We start from the raw sequence: 24,970 nt of genomic DNA on the forward strand, positions 1-24,970 counted from the left end.
AAAATAAATGATAGTTTTGCACACAACTAAAGTAAGCGGAAAAATCTATTTTCTTTCTTCTAGCTTCTTTCTTCTGAAAAAAATGGAACAAGACAAAAAACTTCTCATAAAACTAGCTCACACAAAAATGCCTTTCGGAAAATACGAAGGACGTTTTTTAATCGATTTACCAGAATATTATGTAGTTTGGTATCATAATAAAGGGTTTCCTAAAGGAGAATTAGGGCAACAATTACAGCTTATTTATGAATTAAAACTTAATGGTTTAGAAGAATTAATACGAAATATTAAGAAGCAATATCCAAAACCAATTAAATAGTAGGAAAAATCTTTGGTGGTTTGATTTTTTTTATTTAAGTTTGAAATACAAAAATATTATAATTTCCAAAAACAAAGTGATACCACAGAATTCAAGACTGAATTCATAAATGTGTACAAGTCAGTGTTTTTTAAATTATAATATTTTTTTTATGTTAAAAATTACCTCTATATCCCTATTATTTATTGGTGTAAATAATAATTTCTTTATTGATTTCATAATCTAGTTAAAAATAGATTATGAGAATCATTCAAAGTGCATGGGCGTGCAATAAACCGGATTTATTAACTTCAAATTCGGGTTGGTTATCTCCTGAATACAACTTAATGTCATGGACATTAAGTTGTTTACAATTGAAGAAATATTATCCTGAATTAATTTTATATTGTGATAGTGTTTCCGCTAGAATGCTTATAGATACATTACAATTACCTTATAGTGATATAATATGTAATCTGGATTCTTTAAATATTTATCATCCCCAGCTTTGGGCATTGCCCAAAATATCTGCCTATTCACAGCAAGAAAATCCTTTTCTGCATGTTGATGGAGATGTTTTTATATGGAAAGAATTTGAAAATAATTTACTAAAAGGAAATCTTATTGCTCAAAATATTGAAGCTGCAACAGAGTATTATGATAAGATAATGCTTTCTTTAGAATCTGGATTGAACTATTTTCCGCCTGAAATAGTGTCCGAACGAAAATCTAAAAAAACAATTTTAGCTTATAATGCGGGAATATTTGGAGGGAATGATATTTCATTTTTTCAAGAATATACATCCAAAGCTTTTGAATTTATTGAAAAGAACACTTTGAATCTTTCAAAAATAAATATTTCAAATTTTAATATATTTTTTGAGCAGTATCTTTTTTACTGTATGGTTCAGAAGAATAAAAAGAAAGTAAATGTTCTTTTTCCGGAAATAATTGGTGATAATCAATATAAAGGTTTTGGAGATTTTGCACGAGTACCGTATGAAAAGCATTATTTGCATTTGTTAGGTAGTTATAAAAGAAACGAATTTGTTTGTAAGCAAATGGCTAATAGACTAAGACAAGATTATCCGAACTATTATTATAGAATTATTGAATTGTTTAAGAAAAATAGATTTCCACTTTTTAAAGATTATTACGATTTAAAAAATACAAATGAAGAAAATCTGGTTGCGAGATATTATCATTTAAAAGATAATCTTTTAGAAACTGAAAAACAAGAATCTATTAAGGTTATAAAATTTGATAGCAAAAGAGTTTTAAGAAATGAATTAGGAAATATTGTTTTAAACAAGGATCAATTTATAGACTTTGAAATTTTCAATTCAAAAATTAATTCCATAGTTAAAAAAGATTTTGCATTAATTTCTAGAAACTACTTGTACGCCAGGGATTGTAATTCAAGTTTTTATTTTCAATACCTTTTTGAAAACAGTAATGAGATCTATAACAAAAAATTGATAAGGGATGATAATTACCAAATTATTGAAAGCAAATATAATTGGAGTTCTTTCATTCAAAAACAAAAAGTCAAAAAAGATGATGAAATTGTAAAACCTGAAAAATCTGAAAAAATAATAAATACTCTTATAATACCCGAATGTGATCAGGATAAATATTCAATAGCATATGTTGATGATTTGGATTTGGTTGTTTTGGAAATTTTAAAAACGGCTAAATCAATAGGAGAGTTATTTAATGAAGTAAGAGAATTTTTTGAAACTAAGGAATTAAATAAATCTTCGGTGGAGTTTAGAAAATTAATCTTTGGAAGAATCAAATTAGGAATACATATAAAATCAATAAGAGTTATTTTTTTAGATAAATTTATAATTTAACAATAAAAATACTACAAAATAATTATTATATTGATATATTTGATTACTAATTAAAAATAAAGACTATGAGAATTGTAGAAAAAATTAAATTTTCTGATATCATTGGTATGTTAGAACGTGATGAAATGAGAGAAATTATAGGTGGCTCTGGAGCAGGAGGAACTACTGGGTCTGGAGGCGGAGGTAATGGTCCAGCTCTTAGTAGTAACCCATTTGATACAAGTTTTACAGGAAGTAATTACGGTGGATTTGGAGGAACAAATGCAATAGGTGGTGGTGTTTATGGTAGTGGTTCTATAACTGGAGCAGGAGAAAGTAGTTATCCAGGTTCTCCGTATTATAATGGAAGTAGTAGCACTGGAACAAATAATTTAAATTCTATTACTTTAAATAATGGATATGGGGGTGGTTGGTATGATAGTTACAATTATGGTAAACAAACTACAGATTCACTTACCATTATTCGATTTTTTCAGTTTTTGGATGCGAAACAGGGTGTGGTAACAAATAACCAACTTTTTAATTTTATAAATAATGAATTAACAGCATCAGGACAGCAACAAAACACTCAGGAATATAATCTTATATTGCCAGGAACAGTTTTAAAAGAAGTCCCAGTGCAAAATAATTACAAAGGTCCAAGTACAATACCACAGGGTAACATAATTAATAATCTACCACTTTTTATTAATAGTTCGAGTGACGGAAGCACATATACAGGAGCGAATACTGGAACAAATAATGCTTCGTTTTATTTTATCCCTATACACGGCAGCGCATATAAGCCAACAGTATTAGAGGCAGCATATATGTCAAAAGACGTTTATGGAGGTAAAGACAAAGTTGATCAAAGTAAACTTGGAAGTTGGGTGGTTTCAAAACCAGTTGATGGAGTTATATATAATGACACGATATCAGGATTTAAATCGCAATTGTATGAAAAAATGCTTCCAGATGGCAAAAAAGAATATTGTTATGTTACTGCAGGAACTGAACCAAATGATGGAGCAGATTGGGTAGCAGATGTATTACAAACGCAAGGTATATCATTGCAGTATAAGCAATCTGTTGATAATGCGATAATATTAAAAAATAAATTTGGTGACGCATTATCTTTTGCGGGGCACTCACTAGGAGGCGGTATGGCTGAAGCTAATGCGCGAATAACCGGTGAAAGCGCTACGACTTTTAATGCTGCGGGATTAAGTTATACAACAGCGATATTTTTAGGGACTGGTTTTGTTTCAGATACACATTCTTATATTATGTATAACGATCCTTTAAATGCATTACAAATGGTTACACCCGGACTTAACACTGCAGGAGGAGAAAAGTCTTTTCTAACTCCAAATGGCTCTGGATCGGGAGGGCATGGCATAGATGGCATAATTGGATCGTTAGAGAAAAACCCAAAGTAGTATGAAAAAAAAAGTAATATCGATTTGGTGTTTTCTTATTTTAAACTCTTGTGGCAAATGCATAGAAACAAATTTGACTTCTGAAGAAAAAGTTTGGTTCTCTGTTTATGAAAAAGGTCAAAATATTATTTTTAAAAGTAATTTAGGACATTTTGATACGATTGTAGTCACTGAAAAGGTTCAACAGCATAGCAATAGTGACTGTAATTATTATGGAATAGGTCCTATGCAACCTGAAATAATGTTTATTACTCTTAACTCTAAAATTTGTCATAATGAACCTTATTGTAGTGGCGAAATATTTATTAGCAAAGACAAAGTAGATAAAATCTTCGCTCCAAGTTTTAGTCTTTTTGGTTTATATTATGGAAATAATAATTCTTTGCCTAAAGAAACATGGCTTATATTAGAGACAACTAAAAAAAAATATTCAAATGTATATATTTTTGAGGATGGTATAAATGCGAAAAATTCTGGAAATAACTATTTAGCATCTTTTTACTGGGATAAAAAAGAAGGTTTGATTCGCTATAATACAAATGATGGTGAAGTGTTTGAATTATTAGAAAAGAGATTGAAATAGATTATGAGATTCAAAGAAAAATTAGAAGATTTAAAAATAATGAAATTAAAGTTTTTATTGTTTTTACTCCCTCAAATCTGTATTTCACAAACTGACACAATAAATCAATTAATGATTGACGGAGAAAAAGCATTTTTAGAAAATGATTTTTTACGGGCAAAAGAAATCTATACAAAAGCAACAGATCTTGATGTAAAAAATAAAGATTGTTGGTTTAATCTAGCCGCTGTAGAATTAAAACTAGAGGAAAACAATAATGCTTGTGAACATTTCTATCAGGCTTATTTGCTAAACGATGGAGAAGCATCAAATATAATAAAAGAAAATTGTCCTGACTTTAGAAACGGTTCAATAATGTCACTAGATGAAGTAGAAGAAAAACCTAAATTTATTTATGGAAAAAAAGAATATCAATTAATTGTAGATAATAGTTTAAATCCGAAATATAGAAGTGTCTTAATGAGTAGACTTAAATTTTCTACACTTATGTCGAAATATAAAGGACAAGTATTAGTTCAACTACAGATTAACAATTCGAATGGTTTGGATGTGAAGATATTAAGAGTTAGCGGAGACCAAAAAGAGACAGAAAGAATAAAGAAAGAGATTGTGTCGATTTTAAATAATTTAGTTCCTTATGTTTCAGCTAAAAACAAAGGAGTAAATGTTAATTTGTGGGAGAAATGGTCGCTACCGCTTAATTTTTTGATGGAGCCTTATAAATAAAAAAATAGTAAATGTTCAATTTTCCTCACGAGTTTCAACTCGATGCTAAAGATTGTGGCCCTTCTTGTATAAAAATAATTGCTAAATATTACGGCAGGTTTTATAGCCTGCCTTTTTTACGCGATTTATGCGGTATTACGCGAGAAGGTGTAAGTTTTTTAGATTTAAGTGATGCTTGCGAATCAATTAGTTTGCGCACAAAAAGCGTTAAAATAGATTTTAATATATTACGAACTATTCCGTTGCCATGTATTGTGCATTGGCAGGAAGACCATTTTATAGTAGTTTATAAAATAAGTAATAAACAAGTATTTGTTTCTGATCCTGCAAAAGGGCTGTTAAAATATTCTTTTGAAAATTTTAAAAATGGCTGGTTAAAAGAATCTAAAACAGGAGCTGTTTTGGCTATAGAACCGATGGCTGATTTTAAACAACGTTCTATAAATGATAAATTGGAACGTCGAAAAACATTCGAAAATTTCTTAGGTTACTTTACTCCTTATAAAAAGAGTTTTATAAATCTTTTCGTTGTAATGTTGATTGTAACAATTTTGCAGGCATTTCTGCCCTTTATATCAAAAGCAGTTATTGATGTTGGTATTCAAACAAATGATTTAGATTTCATTGATCTTGTCTTAATTGCAAATATTACTATTATTCTGAGCATCTTATTGAGTAATATGATTCGCGATTGGATTTTATTGCATCTCACTTCACGAATCAATATATCGCTTATTTCAGATTATCTTATTAAGTTAATGAAATTACCAATTACCTTTTTTGAGAATAAACTTATTGGAGATATTTTGCAACGGGCACAAGATCATGAGCGTATTCGTGATTTTATCATGAATAATTCGCTAAATTTTATATTCTCTATTTTTACCTTTTTCATATTCGGAATTATCCTTTTTATTTATAGTTCAATTTTATGTTTGATTTATATTATTGGAAGTATATTATTTATTGGCTGGGTATTGTTTTTTCTTCAATTCAGAAAAAAGCTAGATTGGGAATATTTTGATATACATACTAAAAATCAAAGCTATTGGGTCGAAACCATTGGAAGTATTCAGGATATCAAAATCAATAATTACGAAAAGCAAAAAAGGTGGAAATGGGAAGCTTTGCAAGTTCAGTTGTTTAAAGTTGATCAAAAAATATTACGTATAACGAATACATTAAATCTGGGAGCTCAATTTATTAATCAATTAACTAATTTGGTTATTACTTTTTATTGTGCAAAAGCGGTTATAAAAGGAGATATAACATTTGGAGTAATGATCTCAACTCAATTTATAATAGGAATGTTAAATGGTCCTATTATGCAGTTTATTTCCTTCATACAATCAGGTCAATATGCTAAAATAAGTTTTTTGAGACTTAATGAAATACACGAACTTGAGAATGAAGAGGAAAATGATGTAAATAATAGTATTAAACTTCCAGAAGATAAAAGTTTGTTTTTGCGAAATGTTAGTTTTCAATACGGAAGAAACAGTGATTATATTTTAAGTAATATTTCTCTAATAATTCCGGAAGGAAAAGTTACGGCAATTGTAGGCGACAGCGGAAGTGGAAAAACGACTTTACTCAAACTTATTTTAAAATTGTATAAGCCTACTCACGGAGAATTAGCGATGGGGAATTTAAATATTCAGAATATTAATTTAAAACAATGGAGAGAAAGCTGTGGTGCTGTAATGCAGGATGGTAAAATATTTAGTGATACAATCCAGAATAACATTGTTTTGGATGATGAAAACATTAATTATGAAAGATTAAAAAAAGCTGTAACGGTGGCAAATATTGCTGCTGAGATAGAAGCAATGCCGAAAGGATATCAAACCATGATGGGAGAAAATGGAAGAGGGTTAAGTGGTGGGCAAAAGCAACGTGTTTTAATTGCGAGAGCTTTATATAAAGATCCTGATTATTTGTTTTTTGATGAAGCAACTAATTCTTTAGATGTTATAAACGAACAAAAAATTGTTATGGCATTAGAAGAAATTTTTAAAGACAAAACTGTAATTGTAGTAGCGCACAGATTAAGTACAATTCGTAAAGCAGATCAAATTATTGTTCTTAAAAATGGTTTTATTACGGAAATTGGAAATCATAATATATTAATGACAAGAGAGAACGGACATTATTACCAATTGGTAAAAACACAAATAGGAGATACTGTAAATGGCTAAGAAAGGATTTCATAAAACGCTTAATAAAAATAGAACCGAAGAAGTTGCTTTGATAATTGAAAGAATGCCAACTAAATTTGGAATTACTATCAGTGCAGTAACTATTGGACTAATATTGTTATTGCTTTTATTTGGATGGTTGATAAAATATCCGTCAATATTATCTGGCCAAATTATTATAAATACAAGACAAGCACCTGTAAAATTAGTTGCTTCAACATCAGGAAATATAATATTACTAAAGAATAAGTCTGGTGCTGTTGTGAAAACTGGAGAATATATAGCCTACGTTAAGAATGAAGCAAATTTGAAAGATGTTCAATTTTTAGAAAGTATGCTTTATAATGTAAATATTCATAAAGTTGTATATACACAGCATAGGCATTTATTTCCTGAAAATTTATCTCTGGGCGAGATTAATAATAAGTATTTTAATTATTTAAGCTCTTTGTATCAATATTTAGATTATACGATTCAACAACCTTACGAAGTTCAAAAACAAATAAATCAAAAGTTGTTGGAATTGCAGACAAAGAAGTTTGGTCAATTGAAAAATGATTTCCAAAATCAAAAAATAAAGTATAAAACTTGTCAGAGTCTTTTTATGAAAGATTCTACTTTATATACTAAAAATGTAACTTCTAAAGCAGATATTGAGCATTCTATTATTGCAAAAGCAAATAGCGAACTTGATTATAATGCTATTGATAAAGAAATTAACAATACAAATTATCAAATAAATGAAGCTCAGAATAAATTGCAGGTTATTGCTATTGAAAGAGCTGCAAAAGAAAGGGAGCTAATTATTAATATGTTTAATAGCTATTATGATCTAATTGATGCTATAAAAAAATGGGAGCGTACTTATGTCTTTATCGCTCCCATAAACGGTAAAGTTGATTTTTTAAGTTTTATAAAAAACAATGATTACATACAATCCGGGCAAGAATTATTTAAAGTGTTAACGAATAGTAATCAAGTCATTGGTCAGGTAAATTTACCTGAAATTGGTTCTGGAAAAGTTAAGGTTGGGCAAAGTGTTATTATAAAACTTAATAACTATCCTTTTAATGAATATGGTTCTGTAAAAGGAAAAGTAAAAAGAATTTCATTAGTTACAAATCAACAAACACTTTCAGACAATCAAAATAAAATTAATTCTTATTTAGTAGATATAGATTTGCCATTTGGTTTAAAAACAAATTATGGAGTAGAGTTGAATTTTCATGCTGAAGCTAAGGGAACAGCGGAAATAATTACAGCTGACAGAAGGCTAATTGAAAGATTCTTTGATAATTTAAGACATAATTTAAAATAAAATCATTTAAAAAAGGAATCTCTAATTAATAATATATGAAACCTATTTAAAAGTACAATCCTCAAAAAAAATCTCTAATTAAAAGTTAAAATTATCGTTTACAAAAGCAACTAATCATTCTGTTTAAAAATTTGCAAATTATCTCATTCTCTAATTGATAAATTGTCTAATTAAATTTGTACTTTTGCCAAGTTTTTTACACAACTACAATACAAACAACAACAGAATGAATCAAACAAAATATATTTTTGTTACAGGCGGTGTGACTTCTTCATTAGGAAAAGGGATTATCGCGGCATCTTTAGCAAAATTGTTACAAGGAAGAGGATATCGTACCACTATTCAAAAATTTGACCCGTATATAAATGTAGACCCGGGAACATTAAATCCGTACGAACATGGTGAATGTTATGTAACAGATGATGGTGCTGAAACGGATTTAGATTTAGGTCACTACGAACGCTTTTTGAACGTTCCTACTTCTCAGGCTAACAACGTTACTACAGGAAGAGTTTATCTTTCGGTTATTGAAAAAGAAAGAAGAGGAGAATTTTTAGGAAAAACAGTTCAGGTTGTTCCTCATATTACAAACGAAATCAAAGACAGAATGCAATTGCTGGGTAAATCTGGTGATTATGATATTGTTATTACTGAAATTGGTGGAACAGTTGGTGATATTGAATCTTTACCATATATTGAATCTGTTCGTCAGTTGGTTTGGGAATTGGGTGAAAATAACGGAATTGTTATTCATTTAACTTTGGTGCCTTATTTGGCTGCTGCCGGAGAATTAAAAACAAAACCAACGCAACACTCTGTAAAAACTTTGATGGAAAGCGGTATTAAAGCTGATATTTTGGTTTGCAGAACAGAACATGAACTTTCAGATGAATTGCGTAATAAATTAGCATTATTTTGTAATGTAAAAAGAGAAGCTGTTATTCAGTCTATTGACGCTTCAACAATATATGAAGTTCCAAATTTAATGCTTGAAGAAGGATTAGATGTTGTGGCTTTGAAGAAATTAGATTTGCCTAAAAAAGCAGCTCCTGATTTAAAAAACTGGAATACTTTTTTACGCAGATTAAAAAATCCAAAACATACGGTTAATATTGGTTTGATTGGGAAATATGTAGAAATGCAGGATTGTTACAAGTCTATTTTAGAGGCGTTTATTCATGCTGGAGCTTCAAATGAAACTAAAGTAAATGTAATTTCTATTCATTCAGAACACATTAATAGTGATAATGTTGAAGAAAAATTAGGACCTCTTGATGGAGTCTTAGTTGCTCCTGGTTTTGGTGAAAGAGGTATTGAAGGAAAAATAGAAGCGGTACGTTACGCAAGAGAAAACAATATTCCGTTTTTCGGAATTTGTTTAGGAATGCAAATGTCTGTTATCGAATATTCAAGAAATATTTTAGGTTACGCTGAAGCGAATTCTACAGAGATGAACGATAAAACAAAACATCCTGTAGTGAATTTGATGGAAGAGCAAAAAACAATTACAGACAAAGGTGGAACAATGCGTCTTGGAGCTTGGAAATGTGATATTAAACCAAACTCACTGGCACATAAAATCTACGGTCAAAAAACCATTTCAGAGCGTCACCGTCATCGTTATGAGTATAACAATACCTATAAAGATGAGTTGCAGAAAGCAGGTTTAATTGCTTCTGGAGTGAATCCTGATACCGGTTTGGTAGAAATTATAGAACTAGAAAATCACCCATTTTTCATTGGTGTACAATACCATCCTGAATACAAAAGTACGGTTGCAAATCCGCACCCAATTTTTGTAAACTTTGTGGCTGCTGCAGTTAATGCGCATAAAAAATAATAATTAATATTCTAAAAAGGATGTAACGTTTGAGTCGAACTCATTACTAATAGCCTTTAACGAATTACTTTTTTAAAATTATAATGGAAGAAAAAAAATTTGATCTTAATTCAATCATTGGTTTTGTATTGATATTCGGAATTTTGATTTGGATTATGTACCAAAATCAGCCTTCTGATAAAGAAATTGCTGCTGAAAAAGCCAAGAAAGAATTAGTTGCTAAGCAAGAAGCTGAAGCCAAAGCTGATAAAACTAAAACTGCTGTTTTACCTGTTGCTGCTACAACACCTGGTGATACAGTTCAATTGGCAAACTTGCAAAAAACTTTAGGAGGTTTTGCTTATTCGGCTACACTTCCTTCTGCAAAAGAAGGTTTTACAACTATTGAAAACGAAAAGATTAGACTAAAAATCGCGAATAAAGGTGGTTATATAGTTGAAGCTACTTTGAAGGAATTTGAAAAGTTCAAAAAGGGATCAGGACAATTAGTTGAATTGATCAAAGACAATAATTCTCATTTAAATATTCAGTTACAAACAACAGATAACAGAACATTAAATTCTAAAGATTTGTTTTTTGAACCAACATTGACGAAGAATGGTGCAGACCAAATCTTGACAATGCGTTTAAAAGCGGGTGCTAATGAATTTTTAGAATACAAATATATTGTAAAAGCAAACGATTATTTAGTTGGTTTTGATATTCGTTCTCAAGGATTAAACAGAGTTTTGAATTCAGCTAAACCTCTAGATTTAGTTTGGGATTTAAAAACTTACAGAAACGAAAAAAGTATTTCTTACGAAAATCGCTATGCTCAAATTGAATATGAGTATGGAGATGAAAAATACAGTTCTGTAAGTGCTAACGGATCAGGATTAAAAGAAGAAGCTCCTGAAAAAGTAAATTTTGTAGCTTTTAAGCAACATTTTTTCACTACTATTTTATCTACTGAGAAGGCATTTGAGAAATCTAAATTGGAATCTACTAATTTAGTCACTAATGAAGATATAGATACTGTATACACAAAACAATTTAAAGCAACTGTTCCTTTGGCTTTTACTAATGGAGAAGTAGACTATAAAATGAGTTTGTATTTAGGGCCAGCTGATTATAAAACTTTAAAAGCATACGATAAAAATTTCGAAAAAATTATTCCATTAGGTTGGGGTATTTTCGGATGGATCAACAAATGGATTTTTATTCCATTATTCGGATTCTTGAGTTCTACAATTGGATTGTCATTAGGAATTGCGATTATCATCTTTACTATTTTGATCAAATTGGCAATGTCGCCAATTACCTATAAGTCATTCCTGTCTCAGGCTAAAATGAAAGTTTTACGTCCTGAAATTACAGAGTTGGGAGAAAAATTCAAAAAAGACCCAATGAAGAAACAACAGGAAACAATGAAACTTTACAACAAAGCAGGAGTAAATCCAATGGCAGGATGTATCCCGGCATTGATTCAGCTTCCGTTTATGTATGCATCATTTCAGTTCTTCCCATCAGCTTTTGAGTTAAGACAAAAAAGTTTCCTTTGGGCAGACGATTTATCATCATTTGACTCTGTGGTTCAATTACCTTTCCGTATTCCATTATATGGAGATCACATTAGTTTGTTTCCAATTTTGGCTGCAATTGCTATTTTCTTTTACATGAAAATGACTTCTGGAGATCAGCAAATGGCAGCGCCTCAACAAGAAGGTATGCCTGATATGGCAAAAATGATGAAAATCATGATTTATGTTTCGCCATTGATGATGTTAATTTTCTTCAATACTTATGGTGCTGGTTTGAGTTTATATAACTTTATTTCAAACTTAATTACAATTGGAATTATGTTTGTAATCAAAAATTATATTGTGGATACAGATAAAATTCATGCTCAAATTCAGGAGAATAAATTAAAAGAGCCTAAAAAACAAAGTAAGTTTCAACAACGTCTTCAAGAGGTAATGGAACAACAAGAGGCTGCAAAAGGTCAAAACAAAAAGAAATAATACAATAAAAAAATCTCGATTTATCGGGATTTTTTTATTTTTAAAATATACTTTATCAAAAGCATTTTCGTTTAAGTTTAAAATTGAATTTCATATGATTTATAAAAGAATAATAATCGGATTACTTATTTTAAATACCTTTTTAGTTTCGGCACAAGACATCAATAAAGTAGATGCTAACGGAAAAAAAGACGGAATTTGGAAAGGAACTTACGAGCTTTCAAAACGTCCGCGTTATGAAGGGACTTTTAGTCACGGTAAAGAAAGTGGAATATTTAAATTCTTTGACGATACGAAAAAAGGGGATATTGTAGCAACACGTGATTTCACCGCTAATGACGGAAGTTCGTATACTATTTTTTATGATCAGAATAAAAATAAGGTAAGCGAAGGAAAAGAAGTGGGTAAAGCACGTGAAGGTGAATGGAAATATTACCATAAAGCTTCGAAAGTGGTTATGACGCTTGAAAATTATAAAAACGGAAAACTGGAAGGTGTGAGATCCGTTTTTTATCCGGATTCTAAAATTGCGGAAGAAATGACCTATAAGAATGGTTTAAAAGAAGGAACTTATAAAAAATACGGTCAAAATGCATTGCTTTTAGAGCAAAGTACGTATAAAAACAATGAATATAATGGAGAAGCTGTTTTCTACGATTCTGACGGTGTAATGGCTTCTAAAGGAAAGTTTTTAAACGGAAAGAAAATCGGAATGTGGCAATTTTACCTGAAAGGGAAATTGACGAAAGAAGTAAATATGAGCGATCCTAAAAGCAATTATAAAGCGGACTCGAAACCTAAAATGGAATAGATTTATAAAACACACACTTTGTGGATATTTTTTGCCACGAATTTCACAAATTTTCACTAATTAGAAATTACTATAAAGTAATTTGTGGAGATTCGTGAAATTCGTGGCAAACTTTTTTCTAAATTTGATTTGCTAATACTTTGATTAAATGGATTTAAACGAACTTACGGGAAGATTTTTATTGTTGTTTTTTTCAATTTTGGTTTTGTATTTTTTCTCCAACAGAAAAGATAATGAAACCATAAATCCATTGATGGTAATTGTTGGTCTTTGTACTTTTTCGCTTTGTTATTTATTCACAAAAATCGAAATTGGAGTAGGAATAGGTTTTGGTTTATTTGCTATTTTTTCAATTTTAAGATTCAGAACACAGTCTTTTACCGTAAATGCAATTATTTTTCTCTTTGCAACAATCACACTTTCCATTTTAGATATAATGTATCCATATGAAAAAATAGAAGTGTTGTTATTCTTTCAGGTTATCATTATCGGATTTTACATTTTTGCTTCTATTTTAGTAAATAAAAAAGCCTCGAAATATTTAAATGTTGTTGACGTGAAAATTCCTTTAGAAGGTGATTTTTCTTTAGAAAATCAAAGGATTCGAAAATCAATTCAACAAAAAATTAATGTTGACGATTTTGATTTCAAAATTACCCTGATCAATACCGTTTCGAATGAAATAGATTTGCAGGTTTTCTATTAATTATTCATTAAAAGGTCGAACCTGTTTAATATATAAATCTCTATTTTCTCCAACAATCTTAAATTCAATATCAACCGGATTTAATCTGTTTTTTTTCCAATAACGATTCATTTGGGTTTCGATTTTTTGACTGACAAGATTCAATCGAATCAATTCTTTTCTATTTAACAAAGGCTCATTATTGTTCAGATTGGAATTCGTTGTATAATCTACATTGAACTCTTCATCTTTAGTTTGAGTTGGCAAATAATAAGCAGTAAATTGTTCGCATATTTCTCCTTTTTCAGGTTTAACAACGGAGTTTTCTCCCTTTTGAATGTTAACGGTAATGCCTGGGAAATTTTTTCTGAAGATATTTTGAGTAATAATTACACCATTGGCTATTTCATCAGGAAAAGAGCGATGTACCAAAACTCCCATTGCAATATTTTTTTGATCGATCCCAAAAAGTTCTCTTTCTGTATAAGAACCTTCATTCCAGACACTCGCCCAAACCTGTTTAATTGCCTTTTCAAAAGTTTTTATACTGTCTCCCAAAATCCCAGTTTTAGAATCATAAAGACCAGCTCCATTAAAGTCATCTAAATCTTCAGCATTGGTAGAAGATCTGAATCTGAAATTTTTAAAAGCAGCATTTTTAAAAGTCTGATTTAGTTTAGCGATTAATTCAGAATCAATGGGTTCTTTTTTTATTGCATCGCGAATTTTTTTTAATTGCTGATTGATCCAAACTATCGAATCTTTATGTTGATTAGCCAAAAGCTCATTAATTAAAGGTGAAATTGATTTTTTCTGGACATGTTCTGTATAGAAATAAAACGGAATTGCATATGCATTTTCGGGAGTTTTAAACGGAAGATCTTTTGCAATATCTTTTGAAATTGCAATTAAATATGCCATGTTCTGCGCTTTTGATCCAATCGAATTTACACCTTTTTTTGGAATCATATTCAAATCAACCAAACCTCTGATGCTATTATCAACCACCAATTGTTTCTTTTTTGAAACAGATTTTTGTGCTATTTTTTTATTGGTTTCTTTGATGTAAAAAGTGTCAATTTCTATTTTTAATTCTACTTTCTTTGAAATCAATTTTTTGATGTTGTTGTCTTTAAAAGCATTGGTGTAAGCCATAATAGGAATTTTTCTGTTTTTGCCTAAAAGCACCAAATGACTTAATGGAGTTTGAAGTTCATTGACTATAATTCCTCTTACATCAGGTAAAATATCCGGCGTTCCATCCAAAATTATGATTTCATCCGATTTTGGTTTTGTAGTTTCTAAATCCTTTATTTTATATTGTTTTAAGATACCAACGTTGCTTCCTGAAACGACTTCCTGATATTTGATTTCATTAAAAATGTAATCTGATTTTACACAGGGGATTTTGAATTTATTTTGCTGAAACCATTCCATTTTTTCAGGATTATTCAAATAGAATTTTAAACCTGGCCCAATGAAACTCGATTTTAAAATTAAATTATAAAAGTTTTCAATTAAGGGAATCGGCATACGATCTGAAGCTGCTAGTTCAAAAATCCATTTTTCAGTTCCTTTGATATGATTCAGATTTCCCAACAAATAAGTTCTGCCTTTTTCAGTATCGGTATAATTCTCCTTGTTAAAGATTTCTACTTCTTTATCATAACTTAAATAGTTGGTTACGAAGTCATAATGATGAGAAATTAAGGTACTATTGAAATAATACATTTTTTTATTTTTCAAATCATAAACAATTTTTACGGATTCGATATTTGAAAATTTATCCGATAATGGTTTGCCTTTAAACGCTTTATATGCTTCATAATTGGGCAAGGAAGCACTGTAGCTTTGTGCGCTTAAAGTGGTTATAGTAAAGAGTAAAATAAAAGTGTAAACAAATTTTAGCATGACATTTTTATTGAGTAATAAAAGTAATTAAAAAAAACGATAGGTTTTATCTACTGCGGGATTATATAAACTAATCAAAACTGCGAAGATTATTTAAAATATGGCTTATCTTTGCACCCTTGTAAAAATATAAATGATTTAGAATGAAACGAGTAGTAGTTGGACTTTCTGGTGGAGTAGATTCGAGTGTTGCAGCTTATTTATTGCAACAGCAAGGATACGAAGTTATTGGCCTTTTTATGAAAAACTGGCACGATGATTCGGTTACTATTTCGAACGAATGTCCGTGGTTAGAAGATAGTAATGATGCTTTGTTAGTAGCTGAAAAACTCGGAATACCGTTTCAAACTGTCGATTTAAGTGAAGAATACAAGGAAAAAATCGTTGATTATATGTTCAACGAGTATGAAAAAGGAAGAACTCCAAATCCTGATGTGCTTTGTAATCGCGAAATCAAATTTGATGTTTTCATGAAAATTGCTTTAAGTCTTGGCGCTGATTATGTAGCAACAGGACATTATTGTCAAAAAAGTGAAATTGAAGTAGATGGAAAGCCTGTTTATCAATTGATTGCAGGGGCAGATAACAATAAAGATCAATCTTATTTTTTATGTCAATTGTCGCAAGAACAATTAGCAAAAGCATTATTTCCTATTGGTGCTTTAACAAAACCGGAAGTACGTGAAATCGCTGCTGAAATGGATTTGGTAACGGCTGAAAAGAAAGATTCTCAAGGATTATGTTTTATAGGGAAAGTACGTTTACCTGAATTTTTACAACAAAAATTGCAACCTAAAGAAGGTAAAATTGTTCAGATTGATAAAAATGATCCAATTTACAATATTGAAAAAATATCAGATTTATCATTAGATTCAGCCTTGAAATTAGAAGCTCAAAAGCTAAATTATCTTCCAACAATGGGAAAAGTAGTTGGAAAACATCAAGGTGCCCATTATTTTACTATTGGTCAAAGAAAAGGTTTGAATGTGGGCGGAACAACTGATCCGTTATTTATTATCGCAACTGATGTTGAAACCAATACTATTTACACTGGTTTGACAAGTAATCATCCAGGTTTATTCAAAAAAGCTTTATTTATCGAAAAATCTGAAGTACACTGGATACGTACTGATCTTACTTTGAAGCCAGGTGAAACTATGGAAGTAATGGCAAGAATTCGTTACCGTCAGCCTTTGCAAAAAGCGACTTTGCATCAATTTGAAGATGGAATGTATGTTCGTTTTGATGAGCCGCAATCTGCTATTACTGAAGGTCAGTTTGCTGCCTGGTATTTCGATAATGAATTAGTTGGTTCGGGAGTAATTTCTTAGCTTTATACTTTTTTACAGAGGGTTTTCCTCTAAAAAAAGTAAACTATGAGATACTGTTTCACGTTTCTTTTATTATTTGTTTTTTCTGCGATGTTTTCGCAAGAAGATGCATGGGTATATTTTAAAGATAAACCAAGTTTACAGGTATTTTTAGATAAACCCTCAGACATGCTTTCGCAACGTTCTTTAGCCAGAAGAACGAATCAGAATATTGCTTTAAATGCTATTGATGTTCCTGTAGAAAAAAGTTATGTTAGTCAAATAAAAACCAGTTCAGGAATCACCATCATGGCAAAGTCAAAATGGCTGAATGCACTTCATATTCGTGGGACTCAGGCTAATATTTCAGCACTTAAATCCTTTTCATTTGTTGATAAAATTATTTTTGCGAATAAGACTTTAAATACTACATCTAAAAAAGTTTCGGAGCATAAAGAAATTCAAACAAACGATAAGCTTAAAACTACAATTGATTATGCTTACGGAAATTCTGCAAATCAAATTCAGATGCTTAATGGCCAGGTTTTGCATAAGCAGAATTATACGGGCGCCGGGAAAATAATTGCTGTTTTAGATGCAGGTTTTCCGGGCGTAAACACAGCGCAGCCTTTTCAAAATTTGCAAACTAAAAACCAGATTTTAGGAGGTTACGATTTTGTAAATCGAAATGCCAACTTTTATACTGGAGATGATCACGGAACTTTAGTTCTTTCAACTATGGGAGGTTACAAAGAAAATGCTTTGGTAGGAACGGCTCCAGATGCATCATATTATTTATTTATAACCGAAAATGATGCTACTGAAAATCCGGTTGAAGAATCGTTATGGGTTGAGGCGGCTGAAAAAGCAGATAGTTTGGGAGTGGATATTATTACAACTTCATTGGGCTATTTTGAATATGATAATGCTAATTATAGTCACACCTATAGTGATATGAACGGAAGTACCAATTTTATTTCTCGTGGAGCAGAAATCGCTTTTAGCAAGGGAATAATTGTTGTGGCTTCAGCAGGAAATGAAGGCAGAACAGCTGAGCCTCATATTGGTGGCCCGGCTGATGCAGTTTCAGTTATTACAGTTGGCTCTGTTGATTCATCAAAAATAAAATCTAATTTCAGTTCAATTGGTCCGAGTTCCGATAATCGAATAAAGCCTGATGTCATGGCTCAGGGAACTGCAACAGTAGTTTCTGATGTTTCAGGAAATATTGGAACTGCTAATGGAACTTCTTTTTCATGCCCGGTAATGGCGGGAATGATTGCTTGTTTATGGCAGGCTTTTCCAACGAAAACGAATAAGGAAATTCGGAAAATGCTTTTGGAAATTTCAGACCGATATGCAAATCCAAATAATGATTATGGATATGGAATTCCGAATTTTGGATCTACTTTAGGAGTTGAAAATTTTCAGACTATTTCTAATTTTTCAATATTCCCGAATCCGGCTAAAACGTTTATTTCTTTTTCTTTTTCAGATGAAAATTATGAAGCATTAGTCTCAATTTACTCCGTTTTAGGGCAAAAATTAATCGAAAAACAAATTACAAATCAAAACCCAATTCTTTCTGTTGAAGCATTAAATAGTGGACTTTATTTCTATACTTTTGATGCCGGAAGTTTACATAAAACCGGAAAGATAATCAAAAAATAACAGCATACCTGCATGAATAAAATCACCCAACTTTTCAATATAAAATATCCAATAATTCAAGGAGGAATGATCTGGAACAGTGGTTATAAACTAGCTTCAGCAGTAAGTAATTCCGGAGGTTTAGGTTTAATTGGCGCTGGTTCCATGTATCCTGAAGTACTAAGAGAACACATTCAGAAATGTAAAAAAGCGACTGATAAACCCTTTGGTGTTAATATTCCGATGTTATATCCAAATCTTGAAGAAATCATAAATATAGTGGTTGAAGAAGGCGTGAAAATCGTTTTTACTTCAGCAGGAAATCCTAAAACATGGACTTCTTTTCTTAAAGAAAAAGGAATTACAGTTGTTCATGTTGTAAGTAGTAGCGTTTTTGCCTTAAAAGCACAGGAAGCCGGAGTGGATGCTATTGTTGCAGAAGGTTTTGAAGCTGGTGGACACAATGGGCGTGATGAAACTACAACATTGACTTTGATTCCGATGGTGAAAGAAAAAATCCAGATTCCGCTTATCGCCGCTGGAGGAATTGCAAGCGGGAGAGGAATGCTGGCCACCATGATTTTAGGTGCTGACGGAGTTCAGGTTGGAAGTCGGTTTGCGGCTTCTTTAGAATCTTCGGCACACAATAATTTCAAAGAAACAATAGTTAAAGTAAAAGAAGGAGATACGCAATTGACCTTAAAAGAGTTAGCTCCGGTTCGATTGGTAAAAAATAAATTCTATCAGGATGTTCAGGAATTATATGAAAAATGTCCTTCAAAAGAAGAATTAATTCAGCTTTTAGGCCGCGCCAGAGCCAAAAAAGGAATGTTTGAAGGTGATCTTGAAGAAGGAGAACTTGAAATTGGACAAATTGCCGGATTGATTCATGAAATCCTTCCAGTCGAACAAATTATTAAACAAATGATGACAGAATTCGAAATTGCTTGCAAAGAAAAAGCTAAATTTGAGTTTTAATTATCTGCAAGAAATAAAATATGAATTCTATACGAACCTACATAATCTTACTTTTTTTAGCATTTGGTCTGCAACAGGTTCAAAGCCAGACTTATCAATTTAAAACTTCAGGATTTAGTGTTTTAGAAAAAAACGAAAGAGGAAAATGGGGCGAATGGTCCAATCTTGATTTAGTGAATTTATCGGTAATTCTGGATACCAATAAACACCGAATTGTAGTTTATTCTCAGGAAATTCAACTTTTCAGTATTTTGGATTACATAGAACGTGAAGAAAATGATACTGATATTGTATATTCATTCATGTGTAAAGACAATGATGGAAAAGAATGTAAATTATCTATAATTACCCGCAAAAAACAAGAGTATCGTAAACAGCTTTATATCAACTACGATGATCATATTATTTTGTATAATATTTTTAGTGTTTAAAAAAAGTTTTCAATTTTTAGTTGCATTGAGCAGATTTAGAGTAGTTTACCCGTTTTTCGAATAAGATAAATATCAATATTACTATACATTTGGAATTCAATAAATTTTAAAAAAAAACAACTATGATTTTTAGTAATTTAGTAATTGGAATTTATGTTTTGATTTTAATAGTCAATGGGTACTTCTGGTATAAATACAATAAAAGTGCTTCTGCAGATCAAAAAAAGAATGAAGGCTGGAATAATTATTACTTAATCGGCACAATTTTTATTCTAACGTTATTATTTAAAAAAATAGGTTGGTAAATAATGGTATTCTCACGAAGTCTAAAAATAATAAAACCCGACAGTTTTTAAAAACGTGTCGGGTTTGTTATTAAAAGCGTAGTACCTTAACACTTAGTACCTCAGAACCTTTTTTTATAAAATATCCTTAATAAACTCATCATATTCTAAGTAAAACATTTCGAGTGCATTCATCTTTTCAAAAAAGAAATCAAAAATAGCATCCCAATTATTACGATTACTGAAACCAACTCCTGATTTTTCGACCCAAATTCGGCTGATAGTTTTACCACTTTCTAAAGTGTAATTTTTCTCGTATACCAAATCGGTAACAAATTCTTCTTCGAGAATATTTTTTAGTGCTTCAATTTTTTCGAAATAGGCATTTCGTTTTTCGTCACTTCTGTGTTCGATATCAATTAAAACCTGTGCTTTTTTGTTATCAACGAAAAATTTAAAAGAAAAGTCTTTTATTTTAGTATCATAAAGAATCCATTTGCGTGGATATCTTTCGGCGAAAGCCACCCAAAATTCTCTTTTTATCTTTTGCGATTCTTCTCTACTGTACATTTTTATGGGCTTTGGTTCTGGAAAACTTGTGAAACCGCGTTTTCTGGACTATATTTATATTTTATTTGAAAGTACAAAAATAAACTTTGAATATGGATTTTCAAGATTTTTTGCAATATGTTCCTAATTTAATTCCAGTTGAATTACCGGCAAATGTGGCCCATCTAAAAATGGCTCCAAAAGGACGACTTGAAGAACTTAGAAATGTCGATTTAAAAACAAAAAATCCCAGAATTGCAGCTGTAATGATGTTGTTTTATCCTAAAAATGGTAAAACACATTTGGTCTTAATTGTTCGAAATGCATATAATGGTGTTCATTCCTCTCAAATCGCCTTTCCCGGAGGAAAATATGAAATTTCAGATGTCAATTTTGAAGAAACGGCCTTACGTGAAACAGAAGAAGAAGTTGGTGTTTCATTAGAAAAAATCGAAATAATTAAGAAGTTTACGCCAGTATATATACCGCCAAGTAATTTTTTGGTTCATCCTTTTTTAGGAATTGCAAAAGAAGAACTTTCATTTTTTCCGGATATTAGGGAAGTAGCTGATATCATTGAACTACCTTTATCTGTCTTTTTAGACGATGAAATAATTATGGAGACCACATTGTCAACATCTTATGCAACTGATATTTTAGTGCCTGCATTTAATATTCAAAATCATGTTGTTTGGGGGGCAACCGCGATGATATTGAGCGAACTAAGAGACGTTCTAAAAATAACTTTTGAAGAAAATTCGTAAAAATGAAAAATTAACGATTTGATATTCATTATAATAACAATTTATTTCCGAAATTGCTTAATAGTATTGCTAAAAGAATAATTTTTGTATGTTTGCGACCTAACAAAAAAATACAATAAACACTTATGGGATTGTTTAAACGAAATCCTTTTGGACATATATTATTTATCAAGAAATGGTTAATCCGAATCTTGGGCGCCATGACGCACAGAAGATACAGAGGTTTTAATGAATTGCAGATTGAAGGATCTGAAATTATTAAAACACTACCAGATAATAATGTGTTGTTTATTTCGAATCACCAGACTTATTTTGCTGATGTTGTGGCGATGTTTCATGTGTTTAACGCAAGTTTAAGCGGACGTCAAGATACTATTAAGAACATTGGTTATTTGTGGCAACCGAAAATGAATATTTATTACGTTGCTGCAAAGGAAACGATGCAAGCGGGTTTATTACCAAGAATTTTAGCCTATGTTGGTGCCATTACAGTAGAAAGAACCTGGCGAGCTAAGGGTGTAGATGTAACGGAAAAACGTGATGTTAACCCAAACGATACAGAAAATATTAGAATTGCCCTTCAAGATGGTTGGGTTATTACTTTTCCGCAAGGCACAACAAAATCATTTAAACCAGTTCGTAAAGGAACAGCACATATTATTAAACAACATAAACCAATCGTTATTCCGATTGTTATTGACGGTTTCCGTCGTTCATTTGACAAAAAAGGATTACGAATGAAAAAGAAAGGAATTCTACAATCGTTCATCATTAAAGAACCTCTTGATATTGATTATGAGAATGATACCATCGAAGAAATTGTTGAAAAAGTGGAATATGCGATCGAACAACATCCATCATTTTTAAAAGTAATTCCGGCCGAAGTGATTAAGGCAGAGGAAGAACTTAACGAAATGAGAAGATGGAGTTATAAGGAAAATGAAAATTATTAGATTTGTAAATAATTTATCAGGTTTGAAACTTAGAAAGTTAGTTTTTCTTAAGATGCCTTAAAGAAACCTTTGGACCTTTGCAGCTTTTAACCTCTCAACCTTTTTCAGAAATCAATTTTCTTTAACTCTTTATAATTAGCATATAATCTTCGCAATAGCGTTCCGTACAATAAACGATAGAAACACCAAAAGAGTCCGAAAAAGGCACAGGCAACTAAAAATGCAATCCCAAATGTTATAACCATAGCTTTACCATTTGCAGCTAATTTTTCTCTTATAAAAGCCATATCGGGATTGTATACAAAAGCAACAAAAAAGCTCAATATTGCTATTATAACAATCATTCCTAAGTTATACCAAACATAATATTGCACTGTTTTTCGAGTTCGTAAAATGGCACTCATCAATGATTTGGTGGCAACCGTTGTTGAAATTGTGGTGTAGTTTTTATAGAAAATAAATACAAAAATCAATCCTACTAAATAATTAAAATAAGTTAAATATTCAAGGGCATTGACAATTTCCGGATGATTGATTTTTTGCAAAACATCATCAGTATTAAGGAATAAGTTTGAAAAAGTCCAAAACGAAATCTCCAAAATACTGATTATCAGAATCCACTTCACGATAGAAGATGACTTCTTGTGAATCATTTTGTAGATTTCTTTTTCAGAAATTTGCTCAAAAGAATCCGAGTTCTTTTTCCAGTCTTTTTTTAATAAATCCAGTTCTTTCATAATAATTTTTAAGGATTTAGTATTTTTTTAAGTTTCCCCTTAATTCTGTTCATTTTCACGCGCGCATTCACTTCGCTGATCCCTAAGGTCTCGGCTATTTCTTGATAATCTTTGTCTTCTAAATACATAAAAACTAATGCTTTTTCGATGTCATTAAGCTGATAAACGGCTTTATACATCAATTTAATCTGTTCTTCCTCTTCATAATTGTAATCAACATCTTTTACAAAATGCTGATGACTCTCATATTCTACTGTCGATATGGTTCTTTTGGTTTTTCGGTATAAGGTAATGGCGGTATTTAAAGCCACACGATATGTCCAGGTCGAAAATTTACTGTCGCCTCTAAATTTTGGATAAGCTTTCCAGAGCTGAATGGTAATTTCCTGAAACAAGTCTTTATGTGCATCTTCGCCAGCAGTATATAATCTACAAATCTTGTGGATTATATTCTGATTAGCTTTCAATTGCGCAACAAATGACTGTTCTAAATTTTCGCTCATATAAGTATTAGTAGTATTGAAATCTATTTTGTTACAGATGAATTATAATTTTCTGGTTTTATAATAATTCACCATCAAATCTACAAATTTACTGTAACTGTCCATGCCATCTTTTTGATTGTTGGTTTTTAGGAAGTTATCATAAAAAACATGAAAACCTTCATCTATAAAAGTATCATACTGTTTCCAGAAATCCTGACTTTCCTGATAATTTTTTAAGATTCCGACGTGAACAGTTTTCTTTAATTGATTAAAAATCCGTTCATTTTTAAATTGCCAAATTCCTAAACAATAACGCAAAGCAAAACTGTAACCGGAATATTGATAATATAAATTTTTGTTTTTTACTGAAGCCAAAACACCTATAAAATTACATTCACTTTCGCTGGCAAAACCCATCTGATGCGCCATTTCATGGCAAGTTGTTACAGGGAAATTGTACATGGGCAGTAAATCGTTTACCTGCGCCTCGTTGGTAAATGGATTTAAATAACCACCAAAACCCATGTAAGTCAGAGGAAGACTAAAAAGAGACTTTTTTACACTTAAAATATCATATTTAAAATACGGATATTCTTTGGCAAGATTTTCATATCCGTTTAAATTCATTTGGAAAGCTTGCTTTTGAGAATACGGGAAAACAATCTTAGAACTGTCTTTTTTAGTAATTTGAAACTGAATTTCGTTTGTTTTTATAATTAGCTTTTTAGTGAAAGCTAATAATTCGGCATCTGTATATTCTTTTTTAATTTCCATTTTTTCAAACAACGGTTCACGGTAATAATTGAATGCCCAAAGCAAATGAAAGAGAAAGTAAAAAACAGAAATTTTACTTAAGATTTTTAAAAGATGATCTTTCCAATTTGTCTTCCAGGTTTTTCTTATTTGCCAAAACCAGCTAATTATCGATAAGATTAAAACAGCATAAATACAATCACCAACTGAAAAAGGAATTTTACCTAAAATTGTTCTTGAGAAATGCGAAATTCTGATATACAAATTATTGCTGTACGCGCCTTCGACAAAATCCGGAAATAAGGGAAGGATTTTTAGAAAGATAATTTGAATGACTAGAAATAAGGGTAAAATGTATTTTGATTTCACAGTGTAAATTTTGGATACGTAAATATAAATACAATATTGTCACTAAAAAAAGATTGTATTTGT

23 protein-coding genes are annotated in these 24,970 nt (G+C 30.8%); 18 read left to right on the top strand and 5 right to left on the bottom strand.

All coding sequences use genetic code 11. The features are described from left to right. The first annotated feature begins 82 nt into the window (after positions 1-82). The 11 genes from AC1RRN_RS01185 (at position 83) to AC1RRN_RS01235 (ending at position 13,754) form a co-directional block, all read left to right on the top strand. Positions 83-319, top strand: a complete 237-nt coding sequence (locus AC1RRN_RS01185; RefSeq protein ID WP_035648867.1) for a DUF3820 family protein — start codon at positions 83-85, stop codon at positions 317-319. A gap of 239 nt (positions 320-558) precedes the next feature. Further along, a complete protein-coding gene (locus AC1RRN_RS01190) occupies positions 559-2,154 on the top strand; it encodes a DUF6734 family protein (RefSeq protein ID WP_492965523.1) in 1,596 nt (531 codons plus the stop codon). A 65-nt stretch (positions 2,155-2,219) separates the two neighbouring features. Then, positions 2,220-3,572: a Tle-like phospholipase domain-containing protein gene (locus tag AC1RRN_RS01195; protein WP_492965524.1), complete on the top strand. Its 1,353-nt coding sequence runs from the start codon at positions 2,220-2,222 to the stop codon at positions 3,570-3,572. A gap of 1 nt (position 3,573) precedes the next feature. Further along, positions 3,574-4,155 carry a hypothetical protein gene (locus AC1RRN_RS01200; protein WP_492965526.1) on the top strand — a complete coding sequence of 194 codons (582 nt, stop codon included), beginning with the start codon at positions 3,574-3,576 and terminating at the stop codon, positions 4,153-4,155. Between the two features lie 3 nt (positions 4,156-4,158). After that, on the top strand, positions 4,159-4,881 hold the full coding sequence (locus AC1RRN_RS01205; RefSeq protein ID WP_492965527.1) for a tetratricopeptide repeat protein: 723 nt from the start codon (positions 4,159-4,161) through the stop codon (positions 4,879-4,881). Positions 4,882-4,892: 11 nt separating this feature from the next. Further along, positions 4,893-7,079, top strand: coding sequence for a peptidase domain-containing ABC transporter (locus AC1RRN_RS01210; protein WP_492965528.1), 2,187 nt, complete (start codon positions 4,893-4,895; stop codon positions 7,077-7,079). 64 nt (positions 7,080-7,143) lie between these two features. Next, positions 7,144-8,397: an HlyD family secretion protein gene (locus AC1RRN_RS01215; protein WP_492965529.1), complete on the top strand. Its 1,254-nt coding sequence runs from the start codon at positions 7,144-7,146 to the stop codon at positions 8,395-8,397. Between the two features lie 226 nt (positions 8,398-8,623). After that, the gene (pyrG, locus tag AC1RRN_RS01220; RefSeq protein WP_492965530.1) at positions 8,624-10,237 is read left to right on the top strand and encodes a CTP synthase; all 1,614 of its coding nucleotides are present in this window, start codon (positions 8,624-8,626) and stop codon (positions 10,235-10,237) included. Positions 10,238-10,320: 83 nt separating this feature from the next. Then, positions 10,321-12,237, top strand: a complete 1,917-nt coding sequence (gene yidC, locus AC1RRN_RS01225; protein ID WP_492965531.1) for a membrane protein insertase YidC — start codon at positions 10,321-10,323, stop codon at positions 12,235-12,237. Positions 12,238-12,331: 94 nt separating this feature from the next. Then, positions 12,332-13,048, top strand: a complete 717-nt coding sequence (locus tag AC1RRN_RS01230; protein ID WP_492965532.1) for a toxin-antitoxin system YwqK family antitoxin — start codon at positions 12,332-12,334, stop codon at positions 13,046-13,048. 148 nt (positions 13,049-13,196) lie between these two features. After that, positions 13,197-13,754, top strand: a complete 558-nt coding sequence (locus AC1RRN_RS01235; RefSeq protein WP_492965533.1) for a DUF4956 domain-containing protein — start codon at positions 13,197-13,199, stop codon at positions 13,752-13,754. Here AC1RRN_RS01235 and AC1RRN_RS01240 read toward each other — a convergent pair whose 3' ends face one another. Then, complete coding sequence (locus AC1RRN_RS01240; protein ID WP_492965534.1) at positions 13,755-15,644, bottom strand: PEP/pyruvate-binding domain-containing protein; 1,890 nt, start codon at positions 15,642-15,644, stop codon at positions 13,755-13,757. It abuts the gene before it with no gap. A 143-nt stretch (positions 15,645-15,787) separates the two neighbouring features. Between AC1RRN_RS01240 and mnmA the strand changes: the two genes are divergently transcribed. The 5 genes from mnmA (at position 15,788) to AC1RRN_RS01265 (ending at position 20,318) form a co-directional block, all read left to right on the top strand. Beyond that, positions 15,788-16,975 carry a tRNA 2-thiouridine(34) synthase MnmA gene (gene mnmA, locus AC1RRN_RS01245; RefSeq protein WP_492965535.1) on the top strand — a complete coding sequence of 396 codons (1,188 nt, stop codon included), beginning with the start codon at positions 15,788-15,790 and terminating at the stop codon, positions 16,973-16,975. A gap of 45 nt (positions 16,976-17,020) precedes the next feature. Continuing rightward, on the top strand, positions 17,021-18,625 hold the full coding sequence (locus AC1RRN_RS01250) for a S8 family serine peptidase (RefSeq protein WP_492965536.1): 1,605 nt from the start codon (positions 17,021-17,023) through the stop codon (positions 18,623-18,625). Between the two features lie 12 nt (positions 18,626-18,637). Next, positions 18,638-19,582, top strand: a complete 945-nt coding sequence (locus AC1RRN_RS01255; protein ID WP_492965537.1) for an NAD(P)H-dependent flavin oxidoreductase — start codon at positions 18,638-18,640, stop codon at positions 19,580-19,582. A 20-nt stretch (positions 19,583-19,602) separates the two neighbouring features. Next, positions 19,603-20,013, top strand: coding sequence for a hypothetical protein (locus AC1RRN_RS01260; protein WP_492965538.1), 411 nt, complete (start codon positions 19,603-19,605; stop codon positions 20,011-20,013). Positions 20,014-20,135: 122 nt separating this feature from the next. Next, the gene (locus AC1RRN_RS01265; protein WP_492965539.1) at positions 20,136-20,318 is read left to right on the top strand and encodes a hypothetical protein; all 183 of its coding nucleotides are present in this window, start codon (positions 20,136-20,138) and stop codon (positions 20,316-20,318) included. Between the two features lie 114 nt (positions 20,319-20,432). On the opposite strand, the gene AC1RRN_RS01270 is transcribed toward AC1RRN_RS01265, so the two are convergent. After that, entirely contained in the window at positions 20,433-20,867 is a 435-nt protein-coding gene (locus tag AC1RRN_RS01270; RefSeq protein ID WP_492965540.1) for a DUF4268 domain-containing protein, read from the bottom strand. Between the two features lie 92 nt (positions 20,868-20,959). Here AC1RRN_RS01270 and AC1RRN_RS01275 point away from each other — a divergent pair, with 92 nt between their 5' ends. After that, positions 20,960-21,610, top strand: a complete 651-nt coding sequence (locus AC1RRN_RS01275; RefSeq protein ID WP_492965541.1) for an NUDIX hydrolase — start codon at positions 20,960-20,962, stop codon at positions 21,608-21,610. 125 nt (positions 21,611-21,735) lie between these two features. Beyond that, the gene (locus tag AC1RRN_RS01280; protein WP_492965542.1) at positions 21,736-22,563 is read left to right on the top strand and encodes a lysophospholipid acyltransferase family protein; all 828 of its coding nucleotides are present in this window, start codon (positions 21,736-21,738) and stop codon (positions 22,561-22,563) included. Between the two features lie 104 nt (positions 22,564-22,667). Here the strand turns inward: AC1RRN_RS01280 and AC1RRN_RS01285 are convergent, their stop codons facing one another. From AC1RRN_RS01285 to AC1RRN_RS01295, 3 genes are read right to left on the bottom strand one after another with little or no spacing between them, the layout of a single operon-like run. Continuing rightward, the gene (locus tag AC1RRN_RS01285; protein ID WP_492965543.1) at positions 22,668-23,300 is read right to left on the bottom strand and encodes a DUF8845 family protein; all 633 of its coding nucleotides are present in this window, start codon (positions 23,298-23,300) and stop codon (positions 22,668-22,670) included. 8 nt (positions 23,301-23,308) lie between these two features. Continuing rightward, positions 23,309-23,803: an RNA polymerase sigma factor gene (locus tag AC1RRN_RS01290; RefSeq protein ID WP_026982022.1), complete on the bottom strand. Its 495-nt coding sequence runs from the start codon at positions 23,801-23,803 to the stop codon at positions 23,309-23,311. 42 nt (positions 23,804-23,845) lie between these two features. Further along, a complete protein-coding gene (locus tag AC1RRN_RS01295) occupies positions 23,846-24,907 on the bottom strand; it encodes a DUF3810 domain-containing protein (RefSeq protein ID WP_492965544.1) in 1,062 nt (353 codons plus the stop codon). Positions 24,908-24,970 lie beyond the last annotated feature (63 nt).

Source organism: Flavobacterium sp. GW821-FHT11G01 (genome assembly GCF_058808175.1).

What these genes read in the sequence shown, in the direction of transcription:
- AC1RRN_RS01185 (WP_035648867.1), top strand. Translation starts at nt 83, where the DNA reads ATGGAACAAGACAAAAAACTTCTCATAAAACTAGCTCACACAAAAATG.
- AC1RRN_RS01190 (WP_492965523.1), top strand. Translation starts at nt 559, where the DNA reads ATGAGAATCATTCAAAGTGCATGGGCGTGCAATAAACCGGATTTATTA.
- AC1RRN_RS01195 (WP_492965524.1), top strand. Translation starts at nt 2,220, where the DNA reads ATGAGAATTGTAGAAAAAATTAAATTTTCTGATATCATTGGTATGTTA.
- AC1RRN_RS01200 (WP_492965526.1), top strand. Translation starts at nt 3,574, where the DNA reads ATGAAAAAAAAAGTAATATCGATTTGGTGTTTTCTTATTTTAAACTCT.
- AC1RRN_RS01205 (WP_492965527.1), top strand. Translation starts at nt 4,159, where the DNA reads ATGAGATTCAAAGAAAAATTAGAAGATTTAAAAATAATGAAATTAAAG.
- AC1RRN_RS01210 (WP_492965528.1), top strand. Translation starts at nt 4,893, where the DNA reads ATGTTCAATTTTCCTCACGAGTTTCAACTCGATGCTAAAGATTGTGGC.
- AC1RRN_RS01215 (WP_492965529.1), top strand. Translation starts at nt 7,144, where the DNA reads ATGCCAACTAAATTTGGAATTACTATCAGTGCAGTAACTATTGGACTA.
- pyrG (WP_492965530.1), top strand. Translation starts at nt 8,624, where the DNA reads ATGAATCAAACAAAATATATTTTTGTTACAGGCGGTGTGACTTCTTCA.
- yidC (WP_492965531.1), top strand. Translation starts at nt 10,321, where the DNA reads ATGGAAGAAAAAAAATTTGATCTTAATTCAATCATTGGTTTTGTATTG.
- AC1RRN_RS01230 (WP_492965532.1), top strand. Translation starts at nt 12,332, where the DNA reads ATGATTTATAAAAGAATAATAATCGGATTACTTATTTTAAATACCTTT.
- AC1RRN_RS01235 (WP_492965533.1), top strand. Translation starts at nt 13,197, where the DNA reads ATGGATTTAAACGAACTTACGGGAAGATTTTTATTGTTGTTTTTTTCA.
- AC1RRN_RS01240 (WP_492965534.1), bottom strand. Translation starts at nt 15,644, where the DNA reads ATGCTAAAATTTGTTTACACTTTTATTTTACTCTTTACTATAACCACT.
- mnmA (WP_492965535.1), top strand. Translation starts at nt 15,788, where the DNA reads ATGAAACGAGTAGTAGTTGGACTTTCTGGTGGAGTAGATTCGAGTGTT.
- AC1RRN_RS01250 (WP_492965536.1), top strand. Translation starts at nt 17,021, where the DNA reads ATGAGATACTGTTTCACGTTTCTTTTATTATTTGTTTTTTCTGCGATG.
- AC1RRN_RS01255 (WP_492965537.1), top strand. Translation starts at nt 18,638, where the DNA reads ATGAATAAAATCACCCAACTTTTCAATATAAAATATCCAATAATTCAA.
- AC1RRN_RS01260 (WP_492965538.1), top strand. Translation starts at nt 19,603, where the DNA reads ATGAATTCTATACGAACCTACATAATCTTACTTTTTTTAGCATTTGGT.
- AC1RRN_RS01265 (WP_492965539.1), top strand. Translation starts at nt 20,136, where the DNA reads ATGATTTTTAGTAATTTAGTAATTGGAATTTATGTTTTGATTTTAATA.
- AC1RRN_RS01270 (WP_492965540.1), bottom strand. Translation starts at nt 20,867, where the DNA reads ATGTACAGTAGAGAAGAATCGCAAAAGATAAAAAGAGAATTTTGGGTG.
- AC1RRN_RS01275 (WP_492965541.1), top strand. Translation starts at nt 20,960, where the DNA reads ATGGATTTTCAAGATTTTTTGCAATATGTTCCTAATTTAATTCCAGTT.
- AC1RRN_RS01280 (WP_492965542.1), top strand. Translation starts at nt 21,736, where the DNA reads ATGGGATTGTTTAAACGAAATCCTTTTGGACATATATTATTTATCAAG.
- AC1RRN_RS01285 (WP_492965543.1), bottom strand. Translation starts at nt 23,300, where the DNA reads ATGAAAGAACTGGATTTATTAAAAAAAGACTGGAAAAAGAACTCGGAT.
- AC1RRN_RS01290 (WP_026982022.1), bottom strand. Translation starts at nt 23,803, where the DNA reads ATGAGCGAAAATTTAGAACAGTCATTTGTTGCGCAATTGAAAGCTAAT.